This is a genomic window from Halalkalibaculum sp. DA384 (assembly GCF_043951955.1).
Lineage (GTDB): Bacteria > Bacteroidota > Rhodothermia > Balneolales > Balneolaceae > JAMQKA01.
In genome coordinates this window covers 97,313-112,663 of sequence record NZ_JBINJE010000011.1, presented here as the reverse complement: position 1 = coordinate 112,663, position 15,351 = coordinate 97,313, and the positions used below count along the sequence as shown (strand labels likewise).

Annotated in this window: 15 protein-coding genes; 7 read left to right on the top strand and 8 right to left on the bottom strand. The window is 48.9% G+C overall.

The window, feature by feature from the left end; all coding sequences use genetic code 11:
* Nucleotides 1–21: 21 nt before the first annotated feature.
* From ACG2E4_RS08585 to deoC, 5 genes are all read right to left on the bottom strand, one after another.
* On the bottom strand, nucleotides 22–1,200 hold the full coding sequence (locus ACG2E4_RS08585; protein ID WP_395276273.1) for a DUF3095 domain-containing protein: 1,179 nt from the start codon (nucleotides 1,198–1,200) through the stop codon (nucleotides 22–24).
* Nucleotides 1,201–1,247: 47 nt separating this feature from the next.
* Nucleotides 1,248–1,853 carry an SPOR domain-containing protein gene (locus tag ACG2E4_RS08580; RefSeq protein ID WP_395276272.1) on the bottom strand — a complete coding sequence of 202 codons (606 nt, stop codon included), beginning with the start codon at nucleotides 1,851–1,853 and terminating at the stop codon, nucleotides 1,248–1,250.
* A gap of 3 nt (nucleotides 1,854–1,856) precedes the next feature.
* Nucleotides 1,857–2,726, bottom strand: coding sequence for an aldehyde dehydrogenase family protein (locus tag ACG2E4_RS08575; protein WP_395276271.1), 870 nt, complete (start codon nucleotides 2,724–2,726; stop codon nucleotides 1,857–1,859).
* A gap of 65 nt (nucleotides 2,727–2,791) precedes the next feature.
* Nucleotides 2,792–4,318, bottom strand: coding sequence for an aldehyde dehydrogenase family protein (locus ACG2E4_RS08570; RefSeq protein ID WP_395259715.1), 1,527 nt, complete (start codon nucleotides 4,316–4,318; stop codon nucleotides 2,792–2,794).
* A 343-nt stretch (nucleotides 4,319–4,661) separates the two neighbouring features.
* Complete coding sequence (gene deoC, locus ACG2E4_RS08565; protein ID WP_395259716.1) at nucleotides 4,662–5,567, bottom strand: deoxyribose-phosphate aldolase; 906 nt, start codon at nucleotides 5,565–5,567, stop codon at nucleotides 4,662–4,664.
* A 442-nt stretch (nucleotides 5,568–6,009) separates the two neighbouring features.
* Between deoC and ACG2E4_RS08560 the strand changes: the two genes are divergently transcribed.
* The 3 genes from ACG2E4_RS08560 to ACG2E4_RS08550 all read left to right on the top strand — a co-directional run bounded on the left by ACG2E4_RS08560 (nucleotide 6,010) and on the right by ACG2E4_RS08550 (nucleotide 9,086).
* Nucleotides 6,010–6,846 carry a fumarylacetoacetate hydrolase family protein gene (locus tag ACG2E4_RS08560; protein WP_395259717.1) on the top strand — a complete coding sequence of 279 codons (837 nt, stop codon included), beginning with the start codon at nucleotides 6,010–6,012 and terminating at the stop codon, nucleotides 6,844–6,846.
* A 3-nt stretch (nucleotides 6,847–6,849) separates the two neighbouring features.
* A complete protein-coding gene (locus ACG2E4_RS08555) occupies nucleotides 6,850–8,412 on the top strand; it encodes an aldehyde dehydrogenase (NADP(+)) (protein ID WP_395276270.1) in 1,563 nt (520 codons plus the stop codon).
* A gap of 254 nt (nucleotides 8,413–8,666) precedes the next feature.
* Nucleotides 8,667–9,086, top strand: a complete 420-nt coding sequence (locus tag ACG2E4_RS08550) for a DUF1761 domain-containing protein (protein ID WP_395259719.1) — start codon at nucleotides 8,667–8,669, stop codon at nucleotides 9,084–9,086.
* A gap of 150 nt (nucleotides 9,087–9,236) precedes the next feature.
* Here ACG2E4_RS08550 and ACG2E4_RS08545 read toward each other — a convergent pair whose 3' ends face one another.
* Nucleotides 9,237–9,893 carry a DsbA family oxidoreductase gene (locus tag ACG2E4_RS08545; RefSeq protein ID WP_395276269.1) on the bottom strand — a complete coding sequence of 219 codons (657 nt, stop codon included), beginning with the start codon at nucleotides 9,891–9,893 and terminating at the stop codon, nucleotides 9,237–9,239.
* 127 nt (nucleotides 9,894–10,020) lie between these two features.
* Between ACG2E4_RS08545 and ACG2E4_RS08540 the strand changes: the two genes are divergently transcribed.
* The 3 genes from ACG2E4_RS08540 (at nucleotide 10,021) to ACG2E4_RS08530 (ending at nucleotide 12,570) form a co-directional block, all read left to right on the top strand.
* Complete coding sequence (locus tag ACG2E4_RS08540) at nucleotides 10,021–10,722, top strand: SDR family oxidoreductase (protein ID WP_395276268.1); 702 nt, start codon at nucleotides 10,021–10,023, stop codon at nucleotides 10,720–10,722.
* Nucleotides 10,723–11,059: 337 nt separating this feature from the next.
* Nucleotides 11,060–12,070 (top strand): hypothetical protein, encoded by a 1,011-nt coding sequence (locus ACG2E4_RS08535; protein WP_395276267.1) that lies wholly within the window; start codon nucleotides 11,060–11,062, stop codon nucleotides 12,068–12,070.
* Nucleotides 12,071–12,150: 80 nt separating this feature from the next.
* Nucleotides 12,151–12,570 carry a VOC family protein gene (locus ACG2E4_RS08530; RefSeq protein WP_395276266.1) on the top strand — a complete coding sequence of 140 codons (420 nt, stop codon included), beginning with the start codon at nucleotides 12,151–12,153 and terminating at the stop codon, nucleotides 12,568–12,570.
* A 135-nt stretch (nucleotides 12,571–12,705) separates the two neighbouring features.
* On the opposite strand, the gene ACG2E4_RS08525 is transcribed toward ACG2E4_RS08530, so the two are convergent.
* Nucleotides 12,706–13,377, bottom strand: a complete 672-nt coding sequence (locus tag ACG2E4_RS08525; RefSeq protein ID WP_395259724.1) for a DUF2461 domain-containing protein — start codon at nucleotides 13,375–13,377, stop codon at nucleotides 12,706–12,708.
* 295 nt (nucleotides 13,378–13,672) lie between these two features.
* On the opposite strand from ACG2E4_RS08525, the gene nfo reads away from it, so the two are divergent.
* On the top strand, nucleotides 13,673–14,527 hold the full coding sequence (gene nfo / locus ACG2E4_RS08520; RefSeq protein WP_395276265.1) for a deoxyribonuclease IV: 855 nt from the start codon (nucleotides 13,673–13,675) through the stop codon (nucleotides 14,525–14,527).
* Between the two features lie 185 nt (nucleotides 14,528–14,712).
* Here the strand turns inward: nfo and ACG2E4_RS08515 are convergent, their stop codons facing one another.
* Nucleotides 14,713–15,324, bottom strand: coding sequence for a hypothetical protein (locus ACG2E4_RS08515; RefSeq protein ID WP_395276264.1), 612 nt, complete (start codon nucleotides 15,322–15,324; stop codon nucleotides 14,713–14,715).
* Nucleotides 15,325–15,351 lie beyond the last annotated feature (27 nt).

Here is a 15,351-nt window from a genome sequence, read left to right as displayed (position 1 = left end):
CCTTTAACCTTTAACCTTTTCTTACTCAGCTCTGGTTAGCAGCCGTTCCATCCGCTTTTTGAGCTTCCCGGCCGCAGTGGCATAGCCACCCCCGCTTCCATCTACAAAATGGATATGTTGCCGGTGGTATTTAAACACCATGCAGGTAATCATGGCCGTTTCTGAGAGATGAAACCCGTACGCCAGTCGACCGGCTTCAAACTTTTGCTCCAGGAACTGCTGCAACTGTTGAAACTGCTCTTCTGTGCCACTGATCACTACCCGCAGCATATCGTCAAACTTCCGGTGGTCGGAATTGAGGGCAAGGTCCGGTTTATAGAGCGACCAGTTTGTATCAGCAGATTCATATCCCAGGGTCATGAACAGCTTTCCAAGCATGACCTGGACTTTAACTTTCAGCATGTACATGATACGCTGCATCCGGCTCATACCAAACGTACGGAATCTTATCTCTTCCATCAGCGATTGTAGTGACATATTCATGTTCAGCCGTGCGGGATCGATCGGATTCGTGTAGTCGTCAAAACCGAAGATCTCACGCATTTTGCGCAGTACCTGCTCGTAAATTATACCAGTATTCCCTGCAGAAGGGTTGGCTTTTACCAGCATGGTAATCACTTTTTTCCCCTGTTGTTCCACCTCCTGCCAGCGACACTCCAGCCCGGTAAAATCGGCCTCAATCCGGCTGCCCGCAGAAGCGATTATGTGCTCATCCTCTCCCGCATTTTTTAACAGGTTCTCTGCATACGCTAATCCACCACCCGAGAAGATGGCCTGGTTGTAGGCTTTCGAAACCCGGTAACGGGCAATTTGTACATCAAACCCGGCTTCACGGATCCGCCGAATCGGGATGACAGCAGCCCTCAGGTCAAGACCGTATTGATGCTCGCCAATTGCCTTGCTGGCGGCCAGGACCTCCCGCGCTTTATTCAACAACGAGGGCGGGATACAGAATGAGCATCCGTCTCCGCCAAAGGTATAGGGAATGTCATCCTTGTTCTCCAGGTTGAGCATACCCACGATAGGAGAGGCTCCCAGAATATTGACCCTCTTGTAGCGACCCTTTTCAACAGCCCCCGTGGAATTCACAATATCCGTAACGGCAACATACCAGTTGCCCGGAAGGGGATGAAAACGGGCCGGATCGGAGAGCTGGAAAAAGGAGTCCAGCAGTGGCAGGTCCGAATAAAAAGAGTCCATAGGTTCAGTCCCCATCGGGGCACCCGGGCTTTAAGGCAGATTCGAAATTATTGATTTGGCTCTTTACTGGAATCGGATGCAGGTTTAAAACGGATTTCCGTGGTATCGGCAGGCACCATATAGGGATTGATGCGATCGTGCACCACCCACGCATCCGGATACTTTCGCTTTACCAGGCGTGAGAACTCAATCGCACGGTGGCGTTCATTAAAATCACCGACGTGAACCTTGTAATAGGGCTGCTTGAAAAAGACGTATGTTTCAGGTTTAAAGCCGACGATTGTGGTATCGGACCACATGCGAAACGACCGGGCTACCGAGTCGGCATGTGATACATTCCGGGTTGTAACAACCTGGATGCGGAATCCGTCAAAAGGATCGCGATTCCCAGATTCGGCGTCCGGAGAAGACTCCATAAAAAAGTCGGGCATCTCATGATTTTGGGTCGCATATAGATCGCTCAAACTGTTGCGATAAGCCGCAAAATTAAAGTCGCTTTCGGTTGCTGCAGTGTAGGCAGAGTCCTCTGCCGTTTCACCGACCGCTCCCTCCCGGGTGGTTTGTGTGGTTTTACAGGCCGAGAGTCCGGCCAGCAGGGCCAGGACAAGGACAAAAGATCGATATCGATATGAGTTCGGAATGACAGTTTGCATAAATTAATTTCCTGTTGGATGCCAGGTCGTTTTAATTTCCTGTAATTTCATAATTAAGTCGGGACTTTCCACCTCTGAATGGTCCCAGTTTTCGTAATATTCCCGCGTTACTCGTTTAACGTTTAAAGCGGCATTTTCTTCTAATTGTTTCCGCATTTCCTGGTACATATCGCGATCGGCATTTACAAGGGCATTCACATCCATGTGAGAGGAGAGCGGTGATAGAAGTTCATCCCGGTAACCGGTCAAAATATTGACAACTCCCCCGGGAACATCGGAGGAATGCAGCACTTCAGCAAAACTGATCGTCACGTTCGGGGCCGTCTCCCCAGCCAGGACAACGCAGGTATTGCCGCCTGCCATGACGGGAGCTATAACGGAAATCAATCCCAGCAGGGCAGGGGTTTCGGGGGGCAGAACCGAAACGATACCCACCGGTTCGGGCACGCTGAAATTAAAATGATTGCCGGCAACGGGATTCACCGTGCTGTATACCTGCTGGTATTTATCTGTCCAGCCGGCATAGTATATCAGGCGATCGATGGTGCCATGGACTTCACGCCGGGCTTCCTTTTCGGACGAACCGAGGCGTTTCAGCTCTTTAACAAACTGGGCTTTACGTCCTTCCAGCATCTCCGCAATGCGGTAGAGAATCTGTCCCCGGTTGTAGGCCGGGCGATTTTGCCACACGTCGAAAGCACTGCGGGCGGCAACTACAGCATCGCGCACATCTTTGCGAGAGCACCGGCAGGCGTTGGCAAGGAAGTTGCGATCCTTGTCATACACCTTGTAAACCCGCCCTGATTCGGTCCGGCGAAAGCTGCCACCCACGTAGGTTTTATATGTTTTGTTTACTTCAATTCTTTCTGACATATCAACAATTATTGGTTAGAACCCTATAATATGCTATTCTAAAGCAACGGTAATGGATATAGCCATTATGTTAGCTGAACGTAGGGATACAACCCGTGGAGCCCGCCTTCGCGCCCGACTCCGCTTTCCTTGTATCCGCCAAATGGAGCGGTCGGGTCAAACTGGTTGTAGGTGTTGGACCAAACCACGCCATTTCTGAGCTTCTTTCCGGTTTCGAATATTTTTGATCCCTTGTCCGTCCAGACGCCCCCGGCCAAACCGTAGGGAGTGTTATTGGCCTTCTCAATTGCTTCGTCGGGAGTTCGAAATGTCTGGATTGTCAGCACCGGACCAAAAATTTCTTCTTTTACCACGCGGTTCGACTGCCCGACGTTGGTAATCAGGGTCGGTTTGCAGAAATAGCCTGCATCCGGAAGTGGACTGGAGCCCTGGTATATTTCTGCCCCTTCCTCAATGCCGATCTCAATATATTCCCTGATTTTATCGTATTGCTGTTTCGAGTTTATCGCACCGATGTCGGTGTTTTTGTCCAGGGGGTCGCCCACGATAAGCGTTTCAATACGATCGCGCAATTTCCGGTAAATAGTGTCGGCAATACTCTCTTGCACCAGCAACCGGGAGCCGGCACAGCAAACATGTCCCTGGTTAAAGAAGATCGCGTTAATAATCCCCTCAACAGCCTGGTCAACGGCCGCATCCTCAAAAATGATGTTTGGTCCCTTGCCGCCCAGCTCAAGCGTATATTTCTTTTCGGTTCCGGCCAGCGATTTCATGATAATTTTACCGACCTCCGTTGAGCCGGTAAAGGCGATTTTGTCTACATCGGAATGATCAACTATTTCAGCACCGGTGGTACCGGCCCCCGTTACAATGTTGACAACACCTTCCGGAATATTGGCTTCCTGGCACAGTTCGGCAAACTTGAGAGCCGTCAGCGGAGTCGTTTCAGCAGGTTTTAAGACCACCGTATTGCCGGTGGCAAGGGCGGGAGCTACTTTCCAGGCCAGCATCAGCAGCGGAAAATTCCACGGGATGATCTGACCGGCCACGCCCAGTGGTCGGGGTTGTTTGGCAGGGAAAGCGTACTCCAGCTTGTCGGCCCAGCCGGCATAATAGAAAAAATGGGCGGCAGCCAGCGGGATATCTACGTCCCGCGATTCCCGAATCGGCTTGCCTCCATCCATCGATTCAATGACGGCAAACTCTTTGGCCCGTTCCTGAATCAACCGCGCCAGCCGAAAAACATATTTGCCCCGTTCTTTCCCGGGGAGCGTAGACCAGCTTTTTTTGAAGGCTTTTCGGGCGCTCTTTACCGCTTTGTCGACATCCTGTTGGGTGGCCTCGGCTATCTCTGCAAGCGGCTTTTCGGTAGCCGGATTGATCGTGTTAAAATATCGCCCTTTTTCAGGTTCAATAAATCGTCCGCCGATAAACAGGTCATACTGGTCGTTAATTTCCACATGGCTGGTACTTTCCGGAGCATCCGCATAAGCCCACTGCGAACCAAAGTGAAGTTTTGAACTCGGAGAACTGGGTTTGAACGGCTGCTCGTTCGGGTCCTGCGATTCAGTGGATTTTTTTTCTTCAGTCATAAAATATCAATGATTAAAAAAGATTCTCAAGACGCTTGACTAGCCCGGTTTCCGGACTTTTCCCAATTCATGGTTCTTATCTATAATATTTTAACGTTCCAAGCTTGTTCAATTTTTCTCCCGGACAAACCGCAGTGCCTGTTAGAGAGCTTTGCAAAACCCTCAATTCCTCGTTTTAAGGGAGTTGTACAGTTGTACTCCCGTTTAAAGGTCGCCGAGGTCGGTAGTACAACTACCTCCCAACAAAATAGCAGGTTCTGCAAAGGCCCCTGTTATTATTTATCTGGCCCGAACTCACAACTCTTTTCTCAAAGAGGATCAGTTTAGGGAACGTTCAAACGGATCAGTCATTGGAAAAATAATCACTGCTTTGGTAGACACCGGACTCATATTTCTCAATCTGCATGAGCAGATCATTTGTTAATGAGCTGGCCCCAAATCGGAAATATTCCGGCGTGAGCCAGGCATCTCCGAGTGTTTCCTTGACCAGAACCAGGTATTGCAGGGCCTGTTTGGCTTTCCGGATACCCCCGGCCGGCTTCATTCCCACCATACGATCGGCTTCATAAAAGTAGTCCCTTATGGCTTCGGTCATCACCAGGGTAACCTCTTGTGTTGCAGCGGGTTTTATTTTTCCGGTTGATGTTTTTATGAAGTCAGCTCCCGCGTGCATGGCCAGGTCACTTGCCTTGCGTACATTTTCAAGTGTCTGCAGCTCCCCGGTCTCCAGGATGACTTTTAAATGGGCATCACCGCAAGCCTGTTTAACGGCGGCAATTTCATCAAAAACATACGCATATTCACCTTCCAGGAATTTTCCCCGGGAGATCACCATGTCAATCTCATCCGCCCCCTGGGCTACGGCAAATTCCGCTTCCTGAATTTTGGCATTACGGGTTGTCATTCCACTGGGAAAAGCGGTTGCTACGCTGGCCACCTTGATGTTGGTGTCACGCAGTTCCGCTTTTGCGGCCGATACCATGTTTGGGTAGACGCAAATGGCCGCAACGGTGGGCAGGTCAGGTCGGTCGGCATGGGGCATTTTCGCCTTTTTGCAGAGCTGCTTCACTTTGCCCGGCGTGTCGCGACCTTCCAGCGTGGTCAGGTCGATCATGCTAAGGGCCAGCTTCAACGCATACCTCTTCGCGTCTTGTTTGATACTGCGTTTATTTAATCGCGAAACACGCTCTGCTACTCCTGTGGCATCAATCGGTTTGGTCGTATAAAAATCGGGATATTCGCCTGGCAAAATTCGGCACTGTTGGTTTTTAGTTAATCATGAGGAAAGGTAAGCATTCGTAAATATTCATTACAATTTAAATACCCGGACTATTCACCATTATGAATACAGTACGTTAACTAAATCCGATATGCAGCAATTTCTTTCAGAAAATCGTAGTGAGCAAATATGGGAATAACTGTAATCTCTTACGGGTTGTCTACCTGGCATCATTATCCTCATCTGAAAAAACGCCTTGCATTTAAATTTGAAATGGTCTAATTAATGTTTCCCAGGAAAAACCGGCACTAATGACCGGTCATTTAGTAGTGTAATACGTTGCGATAGGAGTGGGATCTTCTGTATTTTTACATGGGAATCGGTCTACAGGTTGAATCATCCCATGTACAGAAAATCTACGCTGGCATTTGCGGTATTGTTCACCAATTGACCGGCCTAAGGAATAGATATTATGAAAGTATATAAGACGAAACAAGGTATTGTAATTGAGCGCCGTGAATCCTTTTACCTGTTGCGCGATGAAGGGTGGGATTCATTTATCAATGATGATGACCTCTATGAAAAAGTGGATGCGGTTACCACATCCGGTGAACCTATTAATAACGGGCCGCAGCTTATTTCCGAGCAGCTTGAAGCTCCGGTTCAGGGGCAGGAGATATGGGCGAGCGGGGTGACCTACTACAACAGCAAGCTGGGCCGGGAAGAGGAGTCTAAAGAGACGGGAGGCAGTGACTTCTATGCCCGCGTATATGACGCCGATCGCCCGGAGCTCTTTTTTAAGGCAACGAAAAACCGAACCGTGGGATCGGGGGAGTTCGTACGCATCCGCGAAGATTCCACGTGGGATGTGCCGGAGCCTGAACTCACGCTTGTGATCACATCCGGGGGGAACATTGTCGGATATACCATCGGCAACGACATGAGTTCACGCAGTATTGAAGGCGAAAATCCGCTGTACCTGCCGCAGGCCAAGTGCTATGACGGGTCGGCGGCGGTGGGTCCGTGTATTTATGTGACCGACAAGCCGCTTCCGCCGGAGACCAAAATTGAGCTGGAGATAGAACGTGAGGGCCGTATCGTCTTTCAGGATGATATCAAAATCAACCAGATCAAACGAAAGTTTACAGAACTTGTTTCATACTTGTACAGGGAATGTTCGTTTCCGAACGGAAGTCTTTTGATGACCGGAACCGGCATTGTTCCCTCCAACGACTTTACATTGCACCATGGTGACGAAATCAGAATTTCAATAGCACAAATTGGGACGTTAATTAACAAAGTTAAATAAACGATGGACTTAACAGGACAAAATTTTATTGGAAACACGCGATCAGCAAACGGAAGCAACACATTTCAGGGGGTTAACCCGGCAAATGGTGAAGATATTGCCCCCCAGTATGTCGAGGCTACTGCCGATGAAGTGGATCGGGCGGTAGAAAAGGCCGAAGAAGCGTTCCGGGTTTACCGCCGAAAAAGTGGAGCCGAACGCGCGAAGTTTCTCGAGGCTATCGCCGATGAGATCATGGCCCTTGGCGATGAACTGATCGACCGCTGCAGCAAAGAAACCGGCCTCGGCGAAGGACGACTTACGGGCGAACGCAGCCGAACGGTGAATCAGCTGCGACTTTTTGCAGAGGTGGTCCGCGAAGGCTCATGGGTGGATGCCCGTATTGACAGATCGGAGGACGCTCCCGATATCAAAAGTATGAAGATGGCGCTGGGACCCGTTGGTATTTTTGGTGCCAGTAATTTTCCCCTGGCTTTTTCGGTAGCCGGCGGAGATACCGCCTCGGCCCTGGCTGCGGGCTGCTCAATTGTGGTCAAGGCGCATCCGGCTCACCCTGGAACCTGCGAGCTGGTTGCGACGTCGATCCTGCGGGCAGTCGAGAAAACAGGGATGCCGGACGGAACATTTTCGATGGTGCAGGGTATTTCGTACGATGTTGGAACAGCGCTCGTAGAACATCCGCTGATCAAGGCGATCGGCTTTACCGGCTCGTTCAAAGGTGGAAAGGCGTTATATGATGCCGCAACCAGCCGGCCTGAACCAATTCCTGTATATGCCGAGATGGGCAGCACCAATCCCATGTTCTTCTTACCGGGAGCACTCAAGGAGAAAGGAAGTGAGATAGCCGAGGGACTGGTCAACTCCGTGAACCTGGGAGTCGGGCAGTTTTGCACAAATCCCGGTCTAGTAGCCTATGAAAACTCTGAGGAGGCACAGCAGTTCCAACAGACGGTTACGGACCATTTCAAAAAGGCGGAGGGCGGCACCATGCTTACAGCGGGCATCCAGTCGGCTTACAAAAAAGGCCTTGAAAAACTGCTGCAGCAAGAGGGAGTTCAGCTGGTAGCCAACGGGGAGGAAAATGGAACCTCAACCACGACGGGAGTTCCCCACCTGCTCAATGTGAATTCAAAACATTTTCTGGCCAATCGGGCGCTTGAAGAAGAAGTTTTTGGTCCCTCCACACTGACGATTACGGCCGATGGTCCGGAGGACCTGGTGGAAATCGCACAAAACCTGCAGGGACACCTGACCGCTACGCTCTACGGTACGGAAGAAGACCTGGAGCAGTATTCCGACCTCGTAGACGTGCTGCAACGCAAAGTGGGACGCCTGATCTTCAACGGGTTCCCCACCGGTGTAGAAGTCAATCACGCGATGATTCACGGCGGACCCTTTCCCGCTACCACGGACAGCCGCAGCACCTCCGTTGGAACTACCGCCATTGAACGATTCGCACGACCGGTCTGCTTCCAAAATTTCCCCGACAGTCAGCTGCCGGATGAACTCAAGGATGACAACCCGCTGGATATCTGGCGCCTGGAAAATGGAGAGCGAACCAAATAACCGTACCTGCTGAATACTTCTGTCACATTCGGGCCTCCATCCAGGAGGCCTTTTTTATGCGCGTGTTTCGGCGTCGACAAAAAAACTCTGAATAGGCGGTCTCCTTGCGGGTCGGCCGTATCAAGTCAGTAACAAGAAGGTCGCAGCTCCCACTCTTTCACTTGCTTTATTCCCGAAAGTTGATAGTATTACTATTATCAGCTATGAAAAACGCAGGGTAAAACAGGAAAACGCTAACAAACCGGGATTGGGCAATGGATTTCTCAAATATAAACTTCTGGGCGGTATTGGCAGCCACACTATCGACCTTTTTGGTGGGTTGGCTTTGGTACGGTCCGCTGTTTGGCAGGACGTGGATGGAGGCAACTGGACTCACAGAAGAGAAGATAGAGCAGGGTAACATGGGCAAAATATTTGGCTTTGCCTTTGTTTTTGAACTCATCATGGCGTTGAACCTGGCGATGTTTTTCTACGGATCGCCGGAAGGTGCAGAAATGATCAACGCGGGTTCAGGAGCATTCTATGGTTTTTTAACCGGCTTTGGGTGGGTCTTTTTTGCACTGGCTGTTAACAGCCTATATGAGCAAAAATCTTGGAAGTACATCCTTGTTAACGGAGGGTATTGGACAGTGGCTTTTACCATCATGGGATTGATCCTGGGTGCGTGGAAGTAATACGGTTTTCAGCCCCAAGAAGGTCGGCGGTGCAGCCACCTCCAGTAAAACAATTCACCAATTCCCAATAACCAGCAACTTATTTCTGGCGTTTTTCAGGAAAGAGCACCCTTTTTTGAAAGACGGGTCTCCACCCAGCGCGGTATATTACTACTTATTGACGGTTTCCGACTGCTGATCCTCATAACACTTTTCAAGAGCTTCAGTGAACGTGTGGACCGGCTGAGCCCCTGAAACCGCGTATTTCCTGTTAAAAACAAAGAAAGGCACGCCCTGGATACCTAATTCCCGGGCCTCCTGTTCATCCGCCCGCACTTCATCTGAAAAATCATCGCCCTCAAGCATCTCTTTAACTATCGATCGGTCGAGCCCGATTTCGGTGCCTATCCGGATGAGCGTATCGTGCCGGCCGATATGACGCCCTTCACTGAAATAGGCGGAAAACAAGTTTTCCTTGGCTTCATCGGCCCGCCCGCTTGTGGCTGCCAGCTTGATCAGTCGATGCGCATCAAAGGAGTTGGTGGGAATGATGCGGTCAGGGTTAAAGTCGATACCGGCCTCAGAGGCTTTCTGCTTAAGATCCCTGTTCGCTTTTTTAGCCCATTCCACGGACTGCCCGTATTTATGGGCCAGCCGTTCGTATATATCCTGGTCGGGATCAATGTCGGCTGCGGGATCCAGCTCAAAACTGTGCCATTTTACTTCAAATTCGTCGGCGTGCTCAAACTCCTCCAGTGCTTGTTCCAGGTGCCGCTTGCCGATATAACAAAATGGACAGCAAATGTCGCTCCAGATTTCAATATTCATGACAAAAGATGGTTTCGGGATGAACTGTTTTCCTTGTTTGATCATCCAAATGAGAAGTGTCGGGCAAGCGTTCCCGGGATCTCTTGGCTGGCGATGAAAGTTTTGGCATATTACGGGATCCGAACAAATGATTAATATAAACGGGGATTTGACTATCATGAACATTGACGGCAAGAACGCCATCGTAACCGGAGCCAGCAGGGGAATCGGACGTTCAATAACAGAAGCGCTGCTGGCGGGGGGCGCTTCCGTGGCGGGGTGGAGCCGGACGGCGCCAGAAGAGCTTTCTCATGAGCGGTTCACGCATGTAAAGGTGGATCTCACCCGGCAGGAAGAAGTTCAGCAGGCGTATGGCAAAACAGCAGAATCGATGGGAGAGCATATACCAGTTCTCATCAACAATGCGGGAGTGGGCTACAAGGGCAAGGTAGAGGAGATGCCGGTAGAACGCTGGAAATATCTTTTTGATCTGAATGTCCACGGTATCTTTTATACAAGCCGCTTGTTGATTCCTGAAATGAAGAAGCGGCAAGAGGGTCATATCATCAATATCTCGTCCGGGGCCGGTACCAACGGAATTGCCGGAATGACCTGCTATTCAGCGACCAAGCACGCCGTGGTGGGTATTTCCCGCTCATTACACCAGGAGTTACGCGATTTTGGGATCAAGGTGACCTGCCTGTCACCCGGCTCGGTGGAGACCGGATTTTCCACTTCCGAGAAAAACAAGCTGCTGCCGGAAGATCTGGCACAATCGGTAGTCCATATTCTTCAGTGCCGCAAAAACTTTCACTACCCGGATATTCAGGTTCGGCCGCTGCAACCCTGAAATTGCCCACTCCTTTTTTCGAGGTCTTTGCAAAACAGCTGTATTGGCCAAAATCGTCATTTTCGGGGATTCGAATCCGCTCAGGGATTGATCATGGTCAAAACGCCAGGTTCTTCAAAGCCCTCTTTTCACCTTTTCAGGGTAGTTACAGACGGCTGTCTTTATCAGGTATCCCCGGCATATCTTTGCCGGATGAATGCAGAGGATCTTTTTCAAGAGGGCTTTAACTTGCTCGTCGGATGGTATCTGTTATCGCCCATCGGCTGGTTCAGTACATATTAAACCCTTAAGCAGCAAAGGTTTTTAAAAACAAATTCAATTAAATTATATATATACAATGGGGTTATTAACAACAAAGATCAACCTGTATGTTTTGTCGATAATCCTGCTCTGTTGTGGTGTGCTTTCCACATTATATGCTCAGCAAGCAGGCGGGGAGCTTCCTTCCCGGTTTGTCGGAGACCGCATCGTTCTTCAGCCTGTGACCAAAGGCGGGGATACGTTGAAATTCTATATGGCTAGCGGTGGATTATCCATGCTGTCTCCGGCGACAGTCAACAGGCTGGAACTTCCCAACGAAAAAATCAATATATCCAACAGTAAAACGAGAGTAAGTTCACTACCGGAATTTAAAAAAGGGTCATGGATTCCTTCTCTGCCCGCACATGTTTCATCCTCAGAGGCCCGTTTGCTACAAGAAAGGTATAGCCGGTTGAACGGGCGCCTGCCCGTGGCTTCCTCCGACATGCCAAAGAATTATACAGGGGAGGGAATCCTGGGACAAGATTGGCTTGCAACTCGTATATGGACGTTCGACTACCAGAATCAAAAGGTGGTTTTTCAGGATTCCAACCGTAGTACGGGACCCAAAACACCGGTATATTTTAAACATGATTCCGAGGGACGCCACAAGATGCATTTTCCGCGAATTCAGGTAGAAATTGTGGGTGAAACGTTTGACATGCTGCTAGGTACCGGGGCAGCGCTGGCACTCAAGGAGACGGTGCACGAGGCGCTCGATGACGGGATGCCCCGGGTGAGGGGAACAAGTTATATCACGAGATCCCAGTTTGAAGAGTGGCACTTTTCTCACCCGGAATGGATAATTTATGAAGATATTGAGGAAGACCGTTCCTCAAACATGATCAGGGTTCCCGAAGTTACCATTGCGGATCATACGGTCGGACCGGTATGGTTTACAACACGTCCGGATAACATTTTACTTGAAAAGCTTTCAAAGTATACAGATAAAAAAGTGGCCGGGGCGCTGGGCGGGTCACTGCTGAAATACTTTCGGTTTACAATCAACTATCCGGGTGAATATGTTCTTTTTGATCGATCAGAGTAGAAATGGGTTTCAAATATTTTGAGTAAAGCAAGCGGGTAAAACAAGGTAAATGATGATTTAAATAAATAACATAAAATACTATGGAACAGCGACTTACATTAATTACTATTGGGGTTGAAAATATGGATGAAATGCGTTCTTTTTATGAGGATATATTCGGATGGTCTCCCACGAAGCAGAGCACAGATAACATAACGTTCTTTCACCTGAACGGGGTGCTGCTGGGACTCTTTGGACGTAAAGATCTGGCCAGGGACGCTACTGTTGATCCAAAAGGAAAGGGGTTCAGAAGCTTTGCACTTGCCCACAACCTGCGATCAGAACAGGAAGTGGACTTGCTTTTTCAACAATTCAGCGAACAGGGTGTCAATATTGTGAAAGCGCCCGAAAAAACTGACTGGGGTGGGTACAGTGGTTATATCGCTGACCCCGAGGGTAATCTCTGGGAAATCGCCCATAATCCCTTTATGGAGTATGACGAGATGGGCAATGTGCTGTAAATAGGGGGTGCTCAGACAGATGCCAAGTCACGGTGTACCATAGCCTGCAAGGCTAAAAGGGCCGTTTTACCAGCATGGTTTTCAGCTATGTCTTTCAAACAGGGTGCATCTGATATGGGTGTAGCACCTACCAAATTAAAATCCATTTCCTACAAATGCTTTTTTCAGGAATTCATTCAGGGGTCGAATTTTTGTGAAATATGACAAGATGGTTGCGGGCAGCTCTTCAGAATCCAGGTAATCCTCAAGCGGGATATCAGTCATCCCGTAGAACTGCTTGTTGGCAACATATGGAGTTTTTTGCAGCGCTTCTTTCAGGGAGCCGTTCACCCGCTGGGCCTGCTCGCCTTTCAGTTCCTTATAGGTCTCCAGGAACGACGCACCGGTAACAATGTCGGCAAATTTTTCGCTTTCGTTGGCAATGAGCCTTCGCACCCGCGCTATGGTGGGACGATCCAGGTTGAACAACCCGCCGCCGACGTGAATCATCGCTTTATCAATACCTAAATAATATCCCGGGAGTATGGATTTCTTCCCACCGAGTGCAAACCCCGCTTTCATCAGTGTATTGTAGGGCGTTTTGTCTTTGGTAAATCGCAGGTCGCGGTTTATTCGAAATATCAGCTTGGCCGGATCTGTGGGGATGCCGGGTTCAAATTTTTCGACCTCGGGGACCAGACATTCAACCAACTCTGCAAATGGCTTTTTTACATGCTGTTCATACTCCTGTTTGTGCTGGTGAAACCATTCCCGGTTGTTGTTTTTTTCGAGCTCGCTGAAAAAGGCAACATATTCTTTTTTTATCATCTTTCACCCCGTTATGGTTAAGGTCACGTTAAAAAAGTGTACAAAAACAGAAACCTCACGAGCGACTTGTGTCCATTTTTTAAAAGCTGGGTACCCCGTTGATTGGCAGTAATTTATAAGAAATGGGATGAAGTACAACAGGGGACAAAAAAATATTACCAATTGTTCGGGTGACGAGCAATCGCAAAGGCATATCCGACAATGATCAATTCCATCTAAACTTTGGTTTTAAAAAAGGAATTCAATTTATTCCATCCCGATCAACACAATATTAATTTTTAAGGATATTTCGTTTATGAAATTTGTAGGAGCTCATGTTAGTGCAGCCGGTGGAGTGGAAAATGCGCCGGGCCGGGCAGAAGATATCGGGGCCAAGGCGTTCGCCCTGTTTACAAAAAATCAGCGGCGCTGGAAGTCAAAGCCACTTTCGGATGAAAATATTGCCGGATTCAAGGAACAGGTTGCAGCGCTTGGTTTTTCCATGGATTACATTATTCCCCACGATAGTTACCTTATTAACCTGGGCCATCCTGAACAGGATCAACTGCAGAAATCAAGAAATGCCTTTTTAGATGAGATGAAACGGTGTGAGCAACTCGGCATCAAATTGTTAAACTTTCACCCGGGTAGTCACCTCGACAAAATTACGCCCGCTGAATGCCTGCAAAAAAATGCAGAATCAGTCAACTGGGTGCTTGATCAAACCGACGGCGTAACCGCCGTCTTTGAAAACACGGCAGGGCAGGGTACCAACATGGGCTTCAAATTTGAACAGCTGGCCGAAATGATCGACCAGGTAGAAGACAAAGAACGTGTCGGGGTCTGCATCGACACCTGTCATGCGTTTGCTGCCGGTTACGATATCAGGACCCGGGAGGGACTTAATAAAACTTTTGATGAGTTCGATGAAACTGTTGGGCTGCAATACTTAAAGGCGATGCATTTGAATGATTCCAAGAAGGAGTTGGGCAGCCGTGTCGACCGCCACGAAAGTCTTGGTGACGGAGAAATTGGCGTCGATGCCTTTCGATTAATCATGCAGGATGAACGCTTTGACGAGATTCCACTTATTCTGGAAACCCCGAATACCGAGCGATGGCCTCGCGAGATAGAGATGCTGTACGACTTTGCCGGCCAGGACGACAGGTAGCCCGTATTTCTCGTAAATATTTATGTTGTAACACCATAAGCCACTGCACAACAAGGAGTTCAGTCTATTTTTATCGCTTTTTAAAGCTACAGGGTATTTTCTTTGTTCAGAACTTCTCAAAAGGTATCGGGAAGATATCGTTGCAAAACCGGTCAGCCATCCTGATCGAGGAAGGGGTCTCTCTGTTAAAGATCTATGGCTATATCAGCTGTTTTGTATTCTTTCATGTAAAGCGGTACGGTAAGAGCCGCTACATAGAACAGAAAGCCGACAACAGCGAAAGCGATACCAAACTGGAGATCGTAGTCCAGCATGTTCATATCCATTAGCAGGTTTCGCCAGTCGTGAGACTCTTTTGAGAGCCCCCCGATAAGTGGCAGTTGCTGCTGACCGCCATCGGCGGCATAGCCTGCTACATCGAGCCAGCTGAAGCCCACAAGTGCCAGCGAGAGCTGTGTCCCTATTTTTTGGCGGTTTATCCAGGTATAGAAAACGATTCCGAGTGGCAGCAGTATTTGGAATAGCGATCCTCCCAGTATCGTTATAAAACGGCTCCCCGCGATGCTAAAAAAAGTATGTCCCGCCTCATGGACAATCAACAGGAAATTATCGGTCATAAAGTGAACAAAATTTACCGGGAAAGGAAACTCGTGGCTGATCATAAAGAAAATATTAAACCGGAGAGCCCGGTATACCTGCTGCAGAGTTTCGTACATAAAGGGCAAAAGAAGCAGTGAACCCCACCATTTTTGCACTATCAGAAACAGGTAATGCTTGATTTGTTCTTTACGATCCATGCTGCCGGCTTTTACTCAAATTCGTTC